The following is an 18,365-nucleotide window of genomic DNA, read 5'->3' on the forward strand; positions in this document are numbered from 1 at the left end:
GACGTCCGTGTGCGGAAAGGCTTCCTGAATGCTGTATGTAAACTTACCGAGCGGGGCTGATAACGACAGTGAGAAAGCCAGCCCTGTCGTTACATCATGTTTCAGCCCCTGCAGACGCTGCCATCATAGAGAAGGCCATGTTAATTAACTGTGAATTTACTCACAGATTGAAAACGGTTACACCAGCAAATCGCCTGAGTTAGTGACGGCCGACACATTTTGCCGCAGCGCCACCGAATGACGGCGCACCAGCGTCGGCATAAAGCAGTGCTGAGCGCTGTGGTCGAGCTGCCCCGCCGCACCTTTCAGCGCCAGTTCGGTAGCCAGTTTCGCCATAGAAACAACAGGATAACGAACCGTACTGAGCTGCGGGTCGGTGTAACGTGAGATAGGAATGTCATCAAATCCGACGACGGAAAGCTGTAACGGCACGGCAATGCCGTTGTCTTTCAGCGCCGCCAGCGCACCGGCGGCCATGCTGTCGTTGTAGGCAAATACCGCGCTGAGCTGCAGATTACGCCCCAACAGCTCCACCATCGCCGCTTCGCCGCCCTGTAAATCCGGCTCGCCGCAGGCGGACCAGCTTTCGGCGGGGGTGATGCCCTGCTCGCTCATCGCCTGCATCCAGCCGTGGCGGCGCTGATCGTCATCTTCAATCGGGTGCGCCGATCCCAGATAGCCGATGCGCTGATGCCCGTGCTGTAACAGCATGCGTGTCGCCATCAGCGCACCGCTGACGTTGTCCAGGCATACGCAGCGGTGGGCAAATCCGGGGATGATGCGGTTGATTAACACCATGCCCGGCACCTGCTGCATCAGCGACGACAGTTCGTCATCACCCATCGCTTTTGCATGAACAATCAGGGCGTTACAGCGCTGGCGAATCAGCACTTCAATGGCGTGGCGCTCTTTATCCGCCTGATGATAGGAGTTGTTGATCAGCACATGTTTGTGCAGGCGCTGGGCAACGGTATCCACCGCTTTCACCAGCGCGCCGAAGAAGGGATCGGATACGTCCATCACCACCACGCCGATGGTATCGCTGACCTGGCTGGCCAGCGCCTGCGCGTTGGCGTTCGGCCGATAGCCCAGCTGCTCAACGATTTTTAATACGACATCGCGGGTTTCACCGGTGACGGCCGCACTGTTGTTCAGCACGCGGGAGACGGTTGCCACGGAGACGCCCGCCTCACGGGCCACATCACGAATGGTAATCATGACCGATTACCGCAGAAGATTAGATTTTGCATAGCCCTTCCTGACCTTGACGCGTTTCTGCCGTCTATTTTGTCAGTCAGGCCGCGCCATCTTCGTGAATTGCGTCACACGGCTGAAAACGGTTACATACAAAGTTTTAACCTTTGTGATGCCTGTCATCTTCTGCCAGCGGCGTCAGGCCCAGCGAGGTCAGCCTGCGCCACAGCCACTCCAGCGGCCCCTGGCGGAACAGACGCAACCAGCAGAGTGAAAACAGCAGGTTAACCGCCCAGACGGCGGGCACGATCGCCAGCAGCTGCAGGCGGCTGAAGTGGTTGAACAGCGCAAAATGGTTAAACAGCGTGGTGCAGATCAGCGTCTGCAGCAGGTAGTTGCTGAGCGCCATTCGCCCGACGGCGCTGACCGCCCTGGTGATAAACCGCCGCTGAAGCTGCGGCCAGTAGCCGAAGCAGAGCGCAGCATAGCCCAGCGCCTGTAATGGCGCGCTGACTTCGCGCGGCACCTGCAGGAAAAAGCCCGACCAGCGGAAGCTCCAGCCGGTCATCCACTGCAGGGCAATCGACGGGATTTCAATCGCCATCCCGGCAAGCACCAGCAGCCAGCCGGTGCGGCGATAGTGCTGCACGCTGAACGTGCCCCGCAGCCAGCCGCTGCGCATCAGCGACGCGCCGCACATCATCAGGCCCGCCAGCTGCCAGCCGTACTGCGCCGCCAGCGCCATCAGCGCCGATCCCAGCATATCCAGTCGGTTGCGCAGCGCTTCCCAGCCGCCGTGGGTGCGCCAGAAAGTTTCATACTGCACGTCGGCGGCGCCGGGCAGCCATGAACTGTTGGGATTCGGCCCCGAGGCCATCCCCAGCACCACCAGAATGGCGCTGCCGACCACGTACAGCATCAGGCCGGTATTAAACAGCTGTCGCGTGCCGGGCACGTCGCGGATCATCCGCCATACCACCAGCCCCACCAGGCCGTACGCCAGCAGGATATCCCCTTCCCACAGCAGCAGGCCGTGCAGCAAGCCGAAGATCACCAGCCACGACAGCCGCGACTGTAGCCAGCGCTTGCCGCGCGGCAGCAGCATCTGTAATCCGGCACCGAACAGAATGGCGAACAGGGTGAGGAATTTCGCCTGCGCCAGCAGATCCATCGCCGACCAGACCCATAGCTCGGAGGCCGCGGGCATGCCGTGCCAGGCCGGGTTCAGGTAGGCGGCTTTCGGTAAGGCAAAGGAGGTGATATTCAGTAGCAGGATGCCGAGAATGGCGACCCCGCGGATAAAATCCAGCGTGGCAATACGGGTTACGGGTGCATTCATCCAGGGAGGTTCATCTCTTCGGGTCGCCCGGGCGTGGATCGACAACGGGCAGACCGGCGGAACCGGCCTGCCCCTACAGTGCAGGATGTCGCCTCAGGCTGTCAATCAGCTGTGACGCACCGCACGCAGGAACTCCTGCCGGGTGTTCTGGCTGGACTTGAACAGCCCGCCCAGAGAGGTGGTGGTGGTGGCGCTGGTAGCATCGCGAATACCGCGCGCCTTCACGCAGTAATGCACCGCGTCGATGGATACCGCCACGTTGTTGGTGCCGAGCAGCGTTTGCAGTGCCACGAGGATCTGCTGCGTCAGGCGTTCCTGCACCTGTGGGCGCGAGGAGAAGAACTGCACGATGCGGTTGATCTTCGACAGGCCAATCACCTTATCTTTCGGGATATAGGCTACGGTGGCCTTACCGTCGATAATCACGAAGTGATGCTCACAGGTGCTGGTCAGCGTGATATCACGCACCGTCACCATTTCATCAACCTTCATCTTATTTTCGATCACGGTGATTTTCGGGAAGTTGGCGTAATCTAGGCCGGAAAACACCTCGTTCACGTACATTTTGGCAATACGCTGCGGAGTTTCACGCAGGCTGTCATCTTCCAGATCGAGGTTCAGCAGCTGCATAATTTCGGTCATATGGCCGGCAATCAGCTGTCTGCGGGTGTCGTCATCCATTTCACGCACCGGGGCGCGTAACGGGGTTTCCAGCCCACGAGCAAGCAGTGCTTCATGAACAAGTGCGGCTTCCTGACTCAACGTCGCCATGTGATTCTCTTCTCCAGCAGGTGACCAGCCGGGCGCAACGGGCCCGGCGAAATTTCTGAGGCGGTATTTTGTAATACATTCGGCGCGCGATCCAGTGAATCAATTTAATTGTCGATGAAACTGTTTCATTCAGCCGCCGCATCGCGCCGCCAGACCAGCGCGGCGGCCACCAGCAGCGCAACGCCCGCCACGTACAGCGCCGGTTCCAGCCGTCCGGTTAAGGCGGTGGATATCGCCGACAGCAACGGCCCCACCAGCTGGCCGAGCGCATAGCCGGTGGTCAGCAGCCCGGCCAGATAGCGGGTATGCCGGGGTGCCAGTTCACGACCGTACTGCAGGGAGAGCTGCACCACGCAGAGGAAGCCGCCGCCGACCAGCACCGCACCGAGCACCAGCCCGCCGATCCCCGGCAGCAGGCCGGAGACGAAGACGCCGATAGCCTGTAGCACCAGCACGTACGCCAGGCGCCGATTGCTGTGGCCGTAGCGGCGGATCAGAATGCCCGCGATAATGCCCAGCACCGCCGCGCCGCCAAACACCGGCCAGGCAAACTGCGCAAAGGCGCTGCCCGGGAAGCGCGCCGCCGCCATCTGCGACAGGAACGTCGCCGGCAGGATATAACCGAACCCCGCAAGGCTGTAGCTCCACATCAGTTTTTTCAGCCCGGCGGTCAGCTTCAGCGGTTCCGGCGCGGTTTCCGGGCGGTGCAGCTGGCCGCTGCGCGGCAGGTTGCGGGCAATCAACAGCACCAGCAGCAGCGCCATCACGCCGTAGGCCAGCCAGGCCATCGCGGCATCGATCTGCCAGTGATGCAGCACCACCGCCAGCATGCCGCTGAGGAAAATCCCGGTGCCCGGCCCGGCAAACACCGCCGCACTCAGGCTAGGTCGCCCGTAGTGGTGCAGCTGTTCATTACTCCACGCGGCGATCAGCACCATCGCCCAGCCGCTGGCCCAGCCGATCAGAAAACGCACCACGCCGTGCCACCACGGCCCCGCCACGCAGGCGGATAGCAGCGTCAGCGTCACCGCCCCCCAAATCCCGGCCTGCAGGCGCCACTCCACCCGGCGGGTGGCGCGCATCGCGTCCCAGGAGCCAAACAGATAGCCAAGATAGTTTAGGGCGGCGACCACCGCCGCGCTGGTCAGCGACAGCTGGCGATCGTCTATCATTAAAGGCACCTGGGGGGTAAAGGCAAAGCGCCCGATCCCCATCGCTACTACCAGCGCCAGAAATGCGCTGAATGCCACACGAACGGCCATTTTGTTCTCCCGTGCCCGATTTTCATTGCCAGTAGTCTATGCGATCGGTAAACTCTCAAAAAGTGAATAATTCACACCAAGTTGCTTACGAAAAAAGAATATGGATCTGACCCAGCTTAAAATGTTCTGCGCCGTTGCCGACAGCGGCTCCGTTGTCCGCGCGGCGGAACAGCTTAACCGCGTGCCCTCGAATCTCACCACTCGCCTGCGTCAGCTGGAAGAGGAGCTCGGCACGGACCTGTTTATCCGCGAGAAGCAGCGCCTGCGGCTATCGCCGATGGGGCATAACTTTCTCTGCTACGCGCAGCGCATTCTGGCACTGAGCGCCGAAGCGATGGCGATGGCCCACGGCGGCGAACCTGCCGGGCACTTTGCGCTGGGATCGATGGAAAGCACCGCCGCCAGCCGCCTCCCCTCGCTGCTGGCCGAATTCCATCAGCGTTACCGAAACGTCACGCTGTCGCTGACCACCGGCACCTCCGGCGAGATCCTCGAACAGGTGCGCGCAGGCACGCTGGCCGCCGCGCTGTCCGACGGACCGATCAATATGGACGAGCTGAACAGCTGCGTGGCCTTTTCCGAACGGCTGGTGCTGATCAGCAGCCTTGAGCATCCGCCAATCGCCAGCCCGGCGGACGCGGCCGGAGCCACGCTGTTTACCTTTCGCCCCAGCTGCTCGTACCGCCAGCGCTTTGAAAACTGGTTTCTTGCCGACGGTGTGCAGCACGGGCCGGTGATGGATATTCCGTCCTATCACGCCATGCTGGCCTGCGTCGCCAGCGGCGGCGGCATTGCCCTGCTGCCGGAGGGCGTGCTGACGCTGTTGCCGGGCCATGAACGCGTGCGCAAGCATCCGCTGCCGGCGAAATTCCGCGATACCGACACCCGGCTGGTGTGGCGACGGGATGCCTTCACGCCGAATGTTGAAGCACTGAAGTACCTGATTATTGAACAGTTTGATAATAAGTCCAGCGACTGACCGGGCTTATCACGTCCCCTTAACCTTAAACACCCTGCTCACGACCGGAATTCACCGGATCGGAGTGACTGACAGGAGCCTGAAATGCAAATGATTAAAACACGTGCCGCCGTAGCCTGGGCCGCCGGTGAACCGCTGAAGATTGAAGAACTGGATCTGATGCCGCCGCAGAAAGGCGAAGTGCTGGTGCGCATTACCGCCACCGGCGTGTGCCACACCGACGCCTATACCCTGTCGGGTAAAGATCCTGAGGGCGTGTTCCCGGCGGTACTGGGTCACGAAGGCGGCGGCATTGTTGAAGCCGTGGGCGAAGGCGTGACCAGCGTCGCCGTGGGCGATCACGTGATCCCGCTGTACACACCGGAATGCGGCAAATGTAAATTCTGTCTGTCCGGCAAGACCAACCTCTGCCAGGCGATCCGCGCCACCCAGGGTAAAGGTCTGATGCCGGACGGGACTACCCGCTTCTTCAAAGACGGCCAGCCGATCTTCCACTACATGGGCACGTCGACCTTCTCCGAGTACACCGTGGTACCGGAAATCTCGCTGGCGAAAATCAGCAAAGAGGCCCCGCTGGAAGAAGTCTGCCTGCTGGGCTGCGGCGTAACCACCGGCATGGGTGCCGTACTGAACACCGCGAAAGTGAAAGAAGGCGACACCGTGGCGATCTTCGGCCTGGGCGGTATCGGCCTGTCGGCGATTATTGGCGCAAAAATGGCGAAAGCCGGTCGCATCATCGGTATTGATATCAATACCAGCAAGTTCGATCTGGCCACCAAGCTGGGCGCAACCGATCTGATCAACCCGAAAGATTTCGACAAGCCGATTCAGGACGTGATCGTTGAGATGACCGATGGCGGCGTGGACTTCTCCTTCGAGTGCATCGGCAACGTGAACGTGATGCGTTCCGCGCTGGAATGCTGCCACAAGGGCTGGGGCGAATCGGTGATTATCGGCGTGGCCGGTGCAGGTGAAGAGATCGCTACCCGTCCTTTCCAGCTGGTGACCGGCCGCGTATGGCGCGGCTCCGCGTTCGGCGGCGTTAAAGGCCGTTCGCAGCTGCCGGGCATCGTCGATCGCTACATGAACGGCGAGTTCCAGCTGAACGACTTTATTACCCACACCATGCCGCTGGAAGACATCAACGAGGCGTTCGAGCTGATGCACTCCGGCAAGTCGATCCGTACCGTGGTGCATTTTAACAAATAATAAGCCGCGCACCGGTAAGCTATAGTCAGAGTCAGGCCCGCGCAAACGGGCCTGACTCTGAACGACGACAGAACACATCAGGAGAATACATGCCATCCACTCTGGAGCTACTTGAAGAACACCGGCTGTACGGCGGCTGGCAGCAGCGCTACCGCCATCAGTCCACCAGCCTCAACTGCACCATGACCTTTAGCATTTTCTTACCCGGCCCGAAAGACGGCACCCCGCCGCCGGTGGTCTGGTGCCTCGCCGGTTTAACCTGCACCGATGAAAACTTCAGCGTGAAGTCCGGCGCACAGCGCGTGGCGGCAGAGCTGGGGCTGGTTCTGGTAATGCCGGATACCAGCCCGCGCGGGGAAGGCGTGGCCAACGATGAAGGTTACGATCTCGGCCAGGGCGCAGGGTTCTACCTCAACGCCACCCAGGAACCGTGGTCGGCGAATTTCAAAATGTACGACTATATCAACAGCGAGCTGCCCGCGCTGATTGCCGGTAACTTCAGCGTCAGCGACCGTCAGGCCATTATGGGTCACTCGATGGGCGGACACGGTGCGCTGACCATCGCGCTGCGCAATCCGGGCCGCTTCAGTTCGGCCTCGGCGTTTGCGCCTATTGTTAACCCGCTGGAAGTGCCGTGGGGACAAAAAGCGTTCCGCGCCTATCTGGGCGATGATGTTGAAAGCTGGAAGGAATATGACAGCTGCTGGCTGATGCGTAACAGCGCTAACCAGTTACCGGTGCTGATCGATCAGGGTGACAGCGACCAGTTCCTTGCCGATCAGCTGCGGCCTGAACGCCTGGAGGAGATTGCCCGTGAGGTGGACTTCCCACTGACCGTGCGCGTGCAGCCAGGTTACGATCACAGCTACTTCTTTATCAGCAGCTTCGTCGAGGACCATTTGCGCTTCCACGCCAGATATCTGCTGGTGTCGTAAATGAAGCGGGGCCAGCGGCTTGCGCCGCTGGCCCCGGCGGAGATTAGAAGGTGTAATCTACCGCGGCAAAGTAACGACGGCCGTCTTCGTTGAAGGTGTAGTCGTCGCGGTTGAGGTCTTTATCACCCAGGTTCATCACCCCGGCGCGCAGCTTAACCGCTTTGGTCGCCTGCCAGGCTCCTCCGGTATTCCACATCACGTAGCCGCCCGGCGTCGGGCCGTCTGCGGTCAGTGAACGGCGCTGGCCGGAGTAGTTTGCCTGCAGGAAGAATGACCAATCCTGCAGCGGCTTCCAGTCCAGGGTGCTGTTGGCGGTGTGCAGCGGCAGTTCCTGCAGCGGTTTGTTGCCGCCGCCGCTCAGGTTACGCCCGTCGGTGTAGGTGTAGTTCAGCGTCAGCTTCCACTGGTCGTTGAACGGCACCGCGACTTCGGTTTCCAGACCGGTGATACGTGCCTTGTTGACGTTGTAGTAGCGGAACGTCGGATTGCCGTTGTCATCCACGCCCACGTAGTTCGGGTAGGTTGGTGCCAGCGCGGCGTTGGACGTACGGGCGATATCGATCATATCGTCAACGTTGTTCTGGAAGGCGGTTACGCTGCCGGTCACGCCCTCCAGCAGCCCTTCTTCCCCGGCGTAGTACAGGCCCAGTTCGAAGCTTTCGCTGGTTTCCGGCTTCAGCTCTTTGCTGCCGACAATGGTACAGCTGCCGCGGCAGGAACCGCTCTGCCAGTCCGGGCTGAGCTGCAGCAGTGAAGGCGCTTTAAAGGCGTTAGCCCAGCCGCCCTTCACGGTGATGGTATCGGTGGCGTTGTACACCAGGTAGGCACGCGGGCTCCAGTGATCGCCAAAGGTCTGGTGATCGTCCATACGCACGCCGGTGGTCAGCGCCAGCGAGTCAATAATCCGCCACTCGTCTTCCACAAACAGCGCGTACTGGCTGGCGGAGGTTTTGCCGCTGCCCTTCAGGGTGCCGCTGTCTTCCAGCTTATCGTGGCGCACTTCGCCGCCGAAGGTCAGCATCTGGTTGATGTCCGCCAGCGGCAGAACCAGCTTGCCGTCCAGCGAGTTGTTTCTCGCTACCGCATTACCGGCGCTGCTGTTGTAGTTTTCCACGCGATCGCCGTAGAAACGCAGCTCGGTGTTACCCCAGTCCCAGCGACCGTTATGGCCAAGAGAATAGTTCTGGCGTTCGATACGGTTTTTATCCAGCGAGTCGGAGTCACGGTCCTGGCGGTCGAAGCCGTAACCCAGGCTGATATCCTGCTCTTTGGTCGGGGTCAGCGCGAATTCCACGTTAGTGTTGCGGTTGGTGTAGCCCTCAATGCGCGGCGACAGGCCGTTAGCCCCGGTGTCGGACGGCTGCTGTTTGTCTTTTTCGCGCTTGCCGAGGTTGCCGTATACCTTCACACCCAGCAGATCGTCAATCAGCGGACCGCTGGTAAAGAAGCTGCCGTTGTAGCTGTCGCCGCGATCGCGGTGTTCCTGTACGGTGGTGTCCGCGCTCAGTGTACCATGCCAGGCTTTGCCCACTTTACGGGTGATAATGTTCACCACGCCGCCCAGCGCGTCTGAACCGTACAGCGATGACATCGGCCCGCGAACCACTTCGATGCGCTCAATGGCATCGGCCGGGATCCAGTTAAGGTCGAAATCGTTGTGGCGGAAGGCGGCGTTACGCGAGTTGACGCGCTTGCCGTCGACCAGAATCAGCGTATAGCTGCTGTTGAGGCCGCGCAGGCTGACGCCCTTACGGTTATCGCCCTCGTTAGTCAGCTGCACGCCGGGAACGTCGCGCAGCACATCGCGCAGATTCTGCACCGGACGGCGCTGGATATCTTCGGCGGTGATCACGCTGATACTGGCAGGTGCATCTTTCAGATTCACTTCGGTGGCCGAAGCGGTAACCACCATCTGCTGTTCACGTTGTTTTTCTTCAGCTTCAACGTCTTCAGCCAGCAGCGGGAAGGACATCATTATAACAGACGCGCAGAGGCCCCCGCGCATTACAGGGTTCAACCTAAACATAACTTTCTCCATGAATGCAAAGCAATAACAGCGAAATGGCTACGGCAAATACCGTAACTGTCTTAATCGGCGGAGTTTATCCGCTCGGTTTTCCGGTTATATTCCGGTTAATTGACGCTTATCCTGCGCTTTGAATTGCCGGAGCTGGACGGGCTGCGGCGCGCGCTTGCCAGAACTAAAAAGAGGGTGCTTCTACTAATCCATCAATCAAGACCTGCGGCGTTCCCAACGTACAGCGTTCAATTCGACCACGAACGCCGTACACGCGCGCAAGACTCTCCGGAGTAATCACGTCTTCCGGTAAACCATCGGCAATCAGTTCACCGTTTTGCAGCATTAATACATGCTGGCCGTGTCGCAGGGCGATATTGATATCGTGTACCACCACTACGGTGACGATATTTCGCTTCTCCGTTTCACGGCGCACCAGCTCCATCACGTGGAACTGATAATTTAAATCCAGCGCGCTGAGCGGCTCATCAAGCAGCAGCAGGCCCGGGCGGCGGATTAGCGATTGCGCCAACCCCACCAGCTGCTTCTGGCCGCCCGAAAGCTGGTCGAGATAGCTCATCGCCAGATGCGCGATGCCCAGCTGCTCCAGCAGATCCATCACTTCGGCTTCGCTGGCCGCGCTGCTGCGCCCGCCGGAGGCCCGCTGGGCGACGATAATCGACTCCAGCACGTGCAGGTGTACCCCGGCAGGCAGCGACTGCGGCAGATACACCACGCGGCTGGCGCGCTGTGCAAACGGCAGCGTCATCAGCTCTTCACCGTTAAGCCACATTTCACCTTTCGCGCGGTTCAGGCCCGCCAGCGAACGCAGCAGCGTTGACTTACCGCAGCCGTTCGGCCCCAGCAGCACGGTGATTTTCCCGCGCGGCAGCAGAGGCACATTGAGGTTAGTGATGATCTGGCGCTTTGGATAACCGGCGTTGAAGCCGCTGATTGTCAGTCCCTGCATCAGATATTCCCCCGATGGCGCAGAATAATACTCAGGAAGAACGGCACGCCGACCAGCGAGGTGACGATGCCAACCGGAATGATCACCCCGGGGATAATGTTCTTCGAGACGACGGAGGCCATCGACAGCACCAGCGCACCGGTCAGCGCACTGGCGGGCAGATAGAAGCGGTGATCTTCACCGAAAATCATGCGCGCGATGTGCGGGGCCACCAGGCCGATAAAACCAATAGGTCCGACAAAGGCCACCGACAGCGCGGAGAGAATGCTGATGCGCAGCAGGGTGGCCAGGCGCAGGCGGCGCACGTCAATGCCGAAGCTGACCGCGCGATCTTCACCGAGGCGCAGCGCCGTCAGCTTCCACGAACTAAGCAGCGACAGCGGCACCAGAATCAGCAGCGCCAGGCACAGCACGCCCAGCTTGTCCCACGAGGCGCGCGCCAGGCTGCCCATGGTCCAGAACACCAGGCCCTGTAACGTATCTTCGCTGGCGATAAACTGCATCATCGACACCAGCGCGTTAAAGGTAAACACCAGCGCGATGCCGAACAGCACCACGCCGGAGGTGGCGACCTTGGTCCAGCGGGTGACCGCATCCAGCATCAGCGCGGCAAACAGCGCGAAGACGAAGGCGTTGGCGGAGATAAACCACTGGTCGGGAATGCCGGGAATACCGATGCCCAGCACAATCGCCAGCGCGGCACCGAAGGCGGCGGCGGAAGAAACACCGAGCGTAAACGGACTGGCCAGCGGGTTATTGAGGATGGTTTGCATCTCGGCACCGGCCAGCCCCAGCGCCAGGCCGACCACCACCGCCATCAGCGCATACGGCAGGCGGATATCCCAGACGATAACCCGGGTCCCGGCATCAACGGATTCAGGGGAAAGCAGGGTTTGCCACAGCGCGTGCAGAGTAAGGCCGGACGGGCCAAGGGTGAAGTCGAGGATCAGTGAGGCAACGATCGCCAGTAACAGCACCCCCATCATCAGCAGGCGGTGCTTCAGTACCCGGTGATAGCGCCCCATTGCACTGTCGGGCGGCGTCTCGTCGGATAGCTTTATGGGATCGTGGGTCACACTCATCTTCAATACCTGTTCGGGAAAGCCCGGATCGTGCCCTGACCGGGAGAAAGGCAAGATTGTAGGAATTATGGAGAAAAAAAGAAAGCAAATGATAATACTTATCAATAATATTTGTAACGCGGCGTGAGGAATTAAAAAAGGCGCGAAATTCGCGCCTTTCAGGTTATTCAACAGTATTACTTATCGAATTTGGGAAATTCCATCTCGCTGTATTTCACAAAGCGCGTGCCGCGCGTCAGCTTAAAGCCGAACCAGATAATCAGGAACAGCGGGATACCGATATAGGTGGCCGCCGCGCCGTACCAGTCAATGGTGTCGGCGAGGAACGCCTGATAGTTCTGGCCCAGAGTAATGATCAGGCACAGCACAAAGGCGAAAATCGGCCCCAGCGGGAAGAAGCCGGAACGGTACGGCAGATCTGCCAGATCCCGCCCCTGAGCCACGTAGCCCTTGCGGAAGCGATAATGGCTGATGGCAATACCCAGCCAGGCGATAAACCCGGTCATGCCTGAGGTGTTCAGCAGCCACAGGTAGACGGTCTGGTTGCCAAAGATCGAGGTCAGGAAGCACAGACCGGCAATCACCGTGGTGGCCAGCAGCGCGTTGCGCGGCACCCCGCCCTTCGACAGCTTGCTGAAAATGCGCGGCGCTTTGCCATCGCAGGCCAGGGCGTAGAGCATACGCGTTGAGGCGTACATGCCGGAGTTACCCGCCGAGAGCACCGCCGTCAGGATCACCGCATTCATTACCGCCGCCGCCGACAGCAGACCCGCGTGCTGGAAGACCAGGGTGAACGGGCTGACGCTGATATCTTTCACATCGTTGCGCAGCAGGCTGGGGTCCGTGTACGGGATAATCAGGCTGATCACCAGAATCGCAAAGACGTAGAACAGCAGGATCCGCCAGAACACCTGACGCACCGCGCGCGGGATATTTTTAGCCGGGTCTTCAGATTCACCCGCGGCAATGCCGATCAGTTCGGTGCCCTGGAAGGAGAAGCCGACAATCATCGCCACGCCGATCATCGCCGCAAAGCCCCCGGCAAACGGCGCATCGCCAATCTGCCAGTTATGCCAGCCGGCGCTTTCGCCGCCACGGAAAATGCCGACGATCATCGCCACGCCGACGATAATAAAGATAATCACGGTGGCCACTTTAATCAGCGAGAACCAGTATTCCGCCTCACCGAAGCCTTTCACCGAAATATAGTTAAGCAGGAAGATCACGCAGAGGAATAACGCACTCCAGATCCAGCCCGGGGTGTCCGGGAACCACCAGCTCATCACCAGCTGCGAAGCCACGAGGTCAACGGCGATGGTCACCGCCCAGTTGTACCAGTAGTTCCAGCCCAGCGCGAAGCCGAAACCTTCTTCGACGTATTTGGCGCCGTAGGTGGAGAATGAGCCGGATACCGGCATATACGCGGCCAGCTCACCGAGGCTGGTCATCAGGAAATAGACCATCAGGCCAATCAGCGCGTAGGAAAGCAGCGCTCCGCCGGGTCCTGCCTGAGAAATAGTTGCGCCTGAGGCGACGAAGAGACCGGTACCAATTGAGCCGCCAATGGCGATCATCGTTAAGTGACGAGCTTTGAGTTCACGCCTTAACCCAGGCTGTTGTGTTGTTTTTATGTCATGATCCATGTTTAATCGCTGTGCTTTTCTAAAATGAGGCGCGATTGTAACAAACTACCGGGGAGCGTATAGCGATAACGCGACGTTATAAGTTAGCTTCATGATCGTCCGGCGATCATTAGAATAAGACGTGATGATCGCGTCAGCGGTTTCCCCGCCGCATCCGCGATGGCTTACCTTTACTCTTTGCAGTAGCTGAGAAAACGGCTCAGGGCCTTCGATACATGTTTCTGCCGGTGACAGATACGGTACAGCGTGCGTTTCAGTTTCGGCAGCGGCAAAGACACTTCGACCAGCGTCCCCAGTTCCAGCTGCTCGGCGATGGTCCGGCGCGACAGGCAGCTGATGCCCATGCCGTGGCGCACCGCGTTTTTGATCGCTTCGGAGTTGCCTAACTCCAGCGCCAGGTCAAACTGCGGCAGATGCGACAGCAGCAGATAATCAACGATTTCCCGCGTACCCGACCCCTGCTCCCGCAGGATCCACGGCGCGGCCGCCAGGCTTTGCAGCGTCACCGGCTGGGTGAGAATCTCCGCGCCCGGCGCGGCAAACACCACCAGCTCATCCTCCATCCACGGCTCGGTAATCAGATCGGGCATGTGGCACGGCCCTTCAATCAGCCCGATATCAACGCGAAAATCCGCCACATCATTGATCACATCCTGGCTGTTCCCCACGCTCAGTTCCAGCGGCAGCGTGGGGAAATCACGGCGGTAGTGGGCGATCATCCCCGGCAGCAGATAGTTGCCGATGGTGCTGCTGGCGGCAATGCGCAGCGAACCGTTGTCCTCGCGGAACAGCTGCTCGATCTCCTGCGCCTGCTCCAGCAGGCCGACGGCGCGCGGATACAGCAGGCGTCCGTGTTCGTTAATCACCAGCCTTTTGCCCACGCGATCGAATAGCTTAACGTCGAGCTGGCCTTCCAAATCGGCCAACGCGGCGCTGACCGCTGACTGCGACAGGGCCAGCACCTGAGAAGCCTGAGTCGTCGATCCGCTTTTGAGTACCTCGGTGAACACTTCCAGCTGGCGTAACGTAATATGCATAATGCTTCCTTTATAGCCATGACACGGCTTCACAAGCGTGCTGCGACGCCAGCTTCCTGCCAACTCCGCTTAACACTTATAGTGGTTTATATTAAAAATATAATCAATTTCTCTTTTAAGCAAGATGCCTGCATGATCTTCATGGCTTTTAAGGAGAGATCGATATGACCGAAATGACATTCACCAAACACCTGCCGCAGCCCGTGCATTTATTACCCGGGCTGGCGCTGGCCGGAGGGATCGCCGCCGTGGCGATCGTCGCGGGCAGTTTTCCGCAGCTGTCTGGCCTTGGGCTGGGCGCGCTGACGCTGGCTATCGTCTTCGGTATCCTTATTGGTAATACGGTTTATCCCTATATTACCCGTCCCTGCCACGATGGGGTGGCTTTCGCCAAACAAAAACTTCTGCGCGTCGGGATCGTGCTGTACGGCTTTCGCCTGACCTTCCAGCAGATTGCCTATGTCGGCGTTAGCGGCATTGTGATTGATGTGCTGGTGCTCGGCTCCACGTTTTGCCTCGCCTGCTGGCTGGGGCGCAGGGTGCTTAAGCTCGATCGCGAAACCGTCTGGCTGATCGGCGCGGGCAGCAGCATCTGCGGGGCGGCGGCCATTCTGGCCACCGAGCCGGTGATCAAAGCGGATCCGGCGAAGGTGACCGTCGCCGTGGCCACCGTGGTGCTGTTCGGCACGCTGGCTATCTTTCTTTATCCTTTATTGTATCCGCTGACGGCGGCGCTGTTCCCGGCGGTCACGCCGGAAAGCTACGGTATTTATATCGGCTCCACTCTGCATGAAGTGGCGCAGGTTGTCGCCACCGGGCATACCCTTGGCGCGCAAACCGAAAACGCCGCGGTGATTGCAAAAATGTTGCGGGTGATGATGCTGGCCCCGTTCCTGGTGATCCTCAGCTGGCAGATTAAACGCCTGCGCCCCGCCGCTGCCCGCGGCACGCAGAAGTCGGCGGTGAGCTTTCCCTGGTTTGCCCTGCTGTTTATCGTCGTGGCACTGTTTAACTCGTTCCACCTGCTGCCGAAAGACATCGTCAGCGCGATAAACCAACTGGATAACGTGCTGCTGGCTATGGCGATGGCCGCGCTGGGCGTCACCACCCGCTTCGACCATTTAAAGCGGGCCGGGCTGCGTCCGCTACTGCTGGGCGGAATGCTGTTTATCTGGCTGATTGTGGGCGGCGGTGCGATTAACCTGCTGGCAGGCCATTTGATGGCATAATCTGGCGGCGTTTCCGGTTATCATAGCCGGAGATGACTCAGGCCATTAACAGGAGAACGGCATGAAATTTATCGGTGCTCACGTCAGCGCAGCGGGCGGCGTGGATCAGGCGGTTAAACGCGCCTTTGAACTGGAAGCAACCGCCTTTGCGCTGTTCACCAAAAATCAGCGCCAGTGGCGCGCGGCCCCGCTGACGGACGAGGTGATTACCGCCTTCCGCAGCGCTTGCGAACAATATAACTATGCTCCCGGCCAGATCCTGCCCCACGACAGCTATCTGATTAACCTCGGCCATCCGGTTGAGGAAGCGCTGGAGAAATCCCGCGACGCCTTCCTTGATGAGATGACCCGCTGCCAGCAGCTGGGGCTGACGCTACTAAACTTCCACCCCGGCAGCCATCTGCAGCAGATTAGCGAAGACGAGTGCCTGAAGCGCATTGCGGAATCGCTCAACATCGTGCTGGACCAGACCGAAGGCGTCACTGCGGTGATCGAAAACACCGCCGGCCAGGGCAGCAACCTCGGTTTCCGCTTTGAGCACCTGGCGGCGATTATCGACGGCGTAGAGGATAAATCCCGCGTCGGCGTCTGCATCGATACCTGCCACGCTTTTGCGGGCGGCTACGATCTGCGCACCGAGGAAGAGTGCGTGAAAACCTTCGAGGAGTTTGAGCGGATTGTCGGCTTCCGCTATCTGCGCGGCATGCACCTGAACGATGCGAAAAGCGAATTTAACAGCCGCGTTGACCGCCATCACAGCCTCGGCGAAGGCAATATCGGTAAAACGGTGTTCAGCTGGCTGATGAAAGATGCGCGATTTGACGGGATCCCGATGATTCTGGAAACCATCGATCCGGAGATCTGGAAGGATGAAATTGCCTGGCTGAAGTCCGAGCAAAAGTAGAAGTAGAAGTCAGACATAAAAAAACGGCCCCGCAGTGCGAGGCCGTTTTGCTATCGGGGCCGGGCGTTTCACCCTGGCCCGACTGGAGATTACGCTTTTGCGGTTTCCACTTCCGGGCGCTTCAGCACCGCGTAAGTCAGACCGGCCACCAGCGTACCGACGATAATCGCCATCAGGTAACCCAGCACCGGCGTGATTGCTCCTGGGATCAGCAGGACAAACAGACCGCCGTGCGGCGCCATCAGTTTTGCACCAATCGCCATCGAGATGGCACCGGTTACCGCGCCGCCCACGATACAGCATGGCAGAACGCGCATCGGGTCACGAGCCGCAAACGGAATCGCACCTTCAGAGATAAAGCACAGACCCAGAACCAGCGCCGCTTTGCCGCCTTCCTGCTGACCCTTGTTGAACTTTTTACGTGCAACAATCGTCGCCAGGCCCATCGCCAGCGGTGGCACCATACCGGCAGCCATAATCGCCGCCATCGGTGCGTAGGTTGAGGAGCTGAGCAGTCCGACGCCGAAGGCATAGGCTACTTTGTTCACCGGGCCGCCCATGTCGGTACACATCATGCCGCCAAGCACCGCACCCAGCAGTACCGCGTTCGCCGTACCCATGTTTGCCAGCCAGGTGGTCAGGCCGGACATGATACCGGCAACCGGTTTGCCCACTACGTAGATCATCAGCAGACCGGTGATCAGGCTGGCGACCAGCGGAATAATCAGGATCGGCTTCAGCGCTTCCATACTGGTTGGCAGCTTGACCTTCTGACTGAGGAACTTCGCCGCATAACCGGCGATGAAACCAGCAATAATCCCGCCGAGGAAGCCGGCGTTAATGCTGGTGGCGATCATCCCGCCAATCAGACCCGGGGTCAGACCCGGACGGTCAGCAATCGAGAAGGCGATAAAGCCCGCCAGCACCGGCACCATCAGCGCAAACGCGCTGCCGCCACCGATCTGCATCAGTGCCGCCGCCAGCGTGCCCTGCTCTTTGAACGCGGTGATACCAAACGCGAACGACAGCGCGATGCTCAGACCGCCCGCCACCACCATCGGCAGCATGTAGGACACGCCGGTCAGCAGGTGACGATAGGCACCGGTTTTCTCTTTCTTGTCTTCGCCCTGGGCTGAAGCCTGGCCGCCCTGCGGCTGATAAGGCTTGGCTTCCGCTACGGCTTTATCCAGCTCCTGCGCGGTTTTCTTCAGCGCCAGTCCGGTAGAGGTGCGATACATCGGCTTACCGGCAAACTTCGCCAGGTCCACTTCGATATCCGCCGCAACGATAACCAGATCGGCCGCCGCCACTTCTTCCGGGGTGATGGCATTGCCCGCACCGACGGAACCACGGGTTTCCACCTTCACCCACCAGCCGCGTTTTTTCGCTTCGGTGTCGATGGCTTCCGCCGCCATAAAGGTGTGCGCCACGCCGGTCGGGCAGGCGGTAATGGCAACAATGCGTTTCGGGCCCGCGGCCGGGGCTGCGGCTTTCGCCACGGAAACCGGTGCCTGGTATGGCTGGGCATCGGTCTGCGCTTTCGCCAGCACTTCAGCAGGCTGACGCAGCAGCTGTTCGATATCCGCCAGGTAAATGGCTTTACCGTTCAGCGTGCTGTCGGCAGGAATATTTTTACCGGCAACAATCACCGGGTCTGCTTCTGCCGGGTTATCGGTCAGCGTCAGTCCGGCACTTGCCGCAGCGGCGGTAGTGATGTTTTTTGCCAGATAGCCCGTTGCCAGCCCCAGCGAAGAATCTATGATCAGCAGCGTTTTCATTATGCGTCTCCTGCTG

Annotated in this window: 15 protein-coding genes; 5 read left to right on the forward strand and 10 right to left on the reverse strand. The window is 59.7% G+C overall.

The features are described 5' to 3' along the window. Window positions 1–177: 177 nt before the first annotated feature. The 4 genes from galS to EC836_RS16510 form a co-directional block, all read right to left on the reverse strand. Window positions 178–1,218, reverse strand: coding sequence for an HTH-type transcriptional regulator GalS (gene galS, locus EC836_RS16495; protein ID WP_123335049.1), 1,041 nt, complete (start codon window positions 1,216–1,218; stop codon window positions 178–180). A gap of 136 nt (window positions 1,219–1,354) precedes the next feature. After that, the gene (gene yeiB, locus EC836_RS16500; protein ID WP_123335051.1) at window positions 1,355–2,533 is read right to left on the reverse strand and encodes a DUF418 domain-containing protein YeiB; all 1,179 of its coding nucleotides are present in this window, start codon (window positions 2,531–2,533) and stop codon (window positions 1,355–1,357) included. 105 nt (window positions 2,534–2,638) lie between these two features. Next, window positions 2,639–3,304 (reverse strand): GTP cyclohydrolase I FolE, encoded by a 666-nt coding sequence (gene folE / locus EC836_RS16505; protein ID WP_123335052.1) that lies wholly within the window; start codon window positions 3,302–3,304, stop codon window positions 2,639–2,641. Window positions 3,305–3,429: 125 nt separating this feature from the next. Continuing rightward, window positions 3,430–4,566 carry a YbfB/YjiJ family MFS transporter gene (locus tag EC836_RS16510; RefSeq protein ID WP_123335054.1) on the reverse strand — a complete coding sequence of 379 codons (1,137 nt, stop codon included), beginning with the start codon at window positions 4,564–4,566 and terminating at the stop codon, window positions 3,430–3,432. A 100-nt stretch (window positions 4,567–4,666) separates the two neighbouring features. Between EC836_RS16510 and EC836_RS16515 the strand changes: the two genes are divergently transcribed. The 3 genes from EC836_RS16515 (at window position 4,667) to fghA (ending at window position 7,689) form a co-directional block, all read left to right on the forward strand. Continuing rightward, complete coding sequence (locus tag EC836_RS16515; protein ID WP_123335056.1) at window positions 4,667–5,545, forward strand: LysR family transcriptional regulator; 879 nt, start codon at window positions 4,667–4,669, stop codon at window positions 5,543–5,545. An 84-nt stretch (window positions 5,546–5,629) separates the two neighbouring features. Continuing rightward, window positions 5,630–6,754: an S-(hydroxymethyl)glutathione dehydrogenase/class III alcohol dehydrogenase gene (locus tag EC836_RS16520; RefSeq protein ID WP_123335058.1), complete on the forward strand. Its 1,125-nt coding sequence runs from the start codon at window positions 5,630–5,632 to the stop codon at window positions 6,752–6,754. Window positions 6,755–6,843: 89 nt separating this feature from the next. Beyond that, window positions 6,844–7,689 carry an S-formylglutathione hydrolase gene (gene fghA / locus EC836_RS16525; RefSeq protein ID WP_123335060.1) on the forward strand — a complete coding sequence of 282 codons (846 nt, stop codon included), beginning with the start codon at window positions 6,844–6,846 and terminating at the stop codon, window positions 7,687–7,689. Window positions 7,690–7,732: 43 nt separating this feature from the next. On the opposite strand, the gene cirA is transcribed toward fghA, so the two are convergent. The 5 genes from cirA to yieE all read right to left on the reverse strand — a co-directional run bounded on the left by cirA (window position 7,733) and on the right by yieE (window position 14,438). Beyond that, window positions 7,733–9,715 (reverse strand): catecholate siderophore receptor CirA, encoded by a 1,983-nt coding sequence (gene cirA / locus EC836_RS16530; protein ID WP_123335062.1) that lies wholly within the window; start codon window positions 9,713–9,715, stop codon window positions 7,733–7,735. A 175-nt stretch (window positions 9,716–9,890) separates the two neighbouring features. Next, window positions 9,891–10,676: an ABC transporter ATP-binding protein gene (locus tag EC836_RS16535; RefSeq protein WP_123335064.1), complete on the reverse strand. Its 786-nt coding sequence runs from the start codon at window positions 10,674–10,676 to the stop codon at window positions 9,891–9,893. Next, a complete protein-coding gene (locus EC836_RS16540; RefSeq protein ID WP_123335067.1) occupies window positions 10,676–11,758 on the reverse strand; it encodes an iron ABC transporter permease in 1,083 nt (360 codons plus the stop codon). The genes EC836_RS16535 and EC836_RS16540 overlap by 1 nt, the downstream gene beginning before the upstream one ends. A 176-nt stretch (window positions 11,759–11,934) precedes the next feature. After that, window positions 11,935–13,401, reverse strand: a complete 1,467-nt coding sequence (locus EC836_RS16545) for an amino acid permease (protein WP_123335069.1) — start codon at window positions 13,399–13,401, stop codon at window positions 11,935–11,937. Window positions 13,402–13,571: 170 nt separating this feature from the next. Beyond that, complete coding sequence (yieE, locus tag EC836_RS16550; protein ID WP_123335071.1) at window positions 13,572–14,438, reverse strand: DNA-binding transcriptional regulator YeiE; 867 nt, start codon at window positions 14,436–14,438, stop codon at window positions 13,572–13,574. Window positions 14,439–14,602: 164 nt separating this feature from the next. Here yieE and EC836_RS16555 point away from each other — a divergent pair, with 164 nt between their 5' ends. Further along, window positions 14,603–15,667 carry a YeiH family putative sulfate export transporter gene (locus EC836_RS16555; protein ID WP_123335073.1) on the forward strand — a complete coding sequence of 355 codons (1,065 nt, stop codon included), beginning with the start codon at window positions 14,603–14,605 and terminating at the stop codon, window positions 15,665–15,667. 61 nt (window positions 15,668–15,728) lie between these two features. After that, a complete protein-coding gene (nfo, locus tag EC836_RS16560; RefSeq protein ID WP_123335075.1) occupies window positions 15,729–16,571 on the forward strand; it encodes a deoxyribonuclease IV in 843 nt (280 codons plus the stop codon). Between the two features lie 89 nt (window positions 16,572–16,660). Here nfo and fruA read toward each other — a convergent pair whose 3' ends face one another. Continuing rightward, window positions 16,661–18,349, reverse strand: coding sequence for a PTS fructose transporter subunit IIBC (fruA, locus tag EC836_RS16565; protein WP_123335077.1), 1,689 nt, complete (start codon window positions 18,347–18,349; stop codon window positions 16,661–16,663). Window positions 18,350–18,365: the final 16 nt, after the last annotated feature.

The sequence above is a fragment of the Erwinia sp. JUb26 genome (genome assembly GCF_003751505.1).
Classification (GTDB): domain Bacteria; phylum Pseudomonadota; class Gammaproteobacteria; order Enterobacterales; family Enterobacteriaceae; genus Erwinia.

Bases quoted from the DNA above. Each gene is read 5' to 3' on its own strand.
- galS (WP_123335049.1), bottom strand. From the start codon at position 1,218: ATGATTACCATTCGTGATGTGGCCCGTGAGGCGGGCGTCTCCGTGGCA.
- yeiB (WP_123335051.1), bottom strand. From the start codon at position 2,533: ATGAATGCACCCGTAACCCGTATTGCCACGCTGGATTTTATCCGCGGG.
- folE (WP_123335052.1), bottom strand. From the start codon at position 3,304: ATGGCGACGTTGAGTCAGGAAGCCGCACTTGTTCATGAAGCACTGCTT.
- EC836_RS16510 (WP_123335054.1), bottom strand. From the start codon at position 4,566: ATGGCCGTTCGTGTGGCATTCAGCGCATTTCTGGCGCTGGTAGTAGCG.
- EC836_RS16515 (WP_123335056.1), top strand. From the start codon at position 4,667: ATGGATCTGACCCAGCTTAAAATGTTCTGCGCCGTTGCCGACAGCGGC.
- EC836_RS16520 (WP_123335058.1), top strand. From the start codon at position 5,630: ATGCAAATGATTAAAACACGTGCCGCCGTAGCCTGGGCCGCCGGTGAA.
- fghA (WP_123335060.1), top strand. From the start codon at position 6,844: ATGCCATCCACTCTGGAGCTACTTGAAGAACACCGGCTGTACGGCGGC.
- cirA (WP_123335062.1), bottom strand. From the start codon at position 9,715: ATGTTTAGGTTGAACCCTGTAATGCGCGGGGGCCTCTGCGCGTCTGTT.
- EC836_RS16535 (WP_123335064.1), bottom strand. From the start codon at position 10,676: ATGCAGGGACTGACAATCAGCGGCTTCAACGCCGGTTATCCAAAGCGC.
- EC836_RS16540 (WP_123335067.1), bottom strand. From the start codon at position 11,758: ATGAGTGTGACCCACGATCCCATAAAGCTATCCGACGAGACGCCGCCC.
- EC836_RS16545 (WP_123335069.1), bottom strand. From the start codon at position 13,401: ATGGATCATGACATAAAAACAACACAACAGCCTGGGTTAAGGCGTGAA.
- yieE (WP_123335071.1), bottom strand. From the start codon at position 14,438: ATGCATATTACGTTACGCCAGCTGGAAGTGTTCACCGAGGTACTCAAA.
- EC836_RS16555 (WP_123335073.1), top strand. From the start codon at position 14,603: ATGACCGAAATGACATTCACCAAACACCTGCCGCAGCCCGTGCATTTA.
- nfo (WP_123335075.1), top strand. From the start codon at position 15,729: ATGAAATTTATCGGTGCTCACGTCAGCGCAGCGGGCGGCGTGGATCAG.
- fruA (WP_123335077.1), bottom strand. From the start codon at position 18,349: ATGAAAACGCTGCTGATCATAGATTCTTCGCTGGGGCTGGCAACGGGC.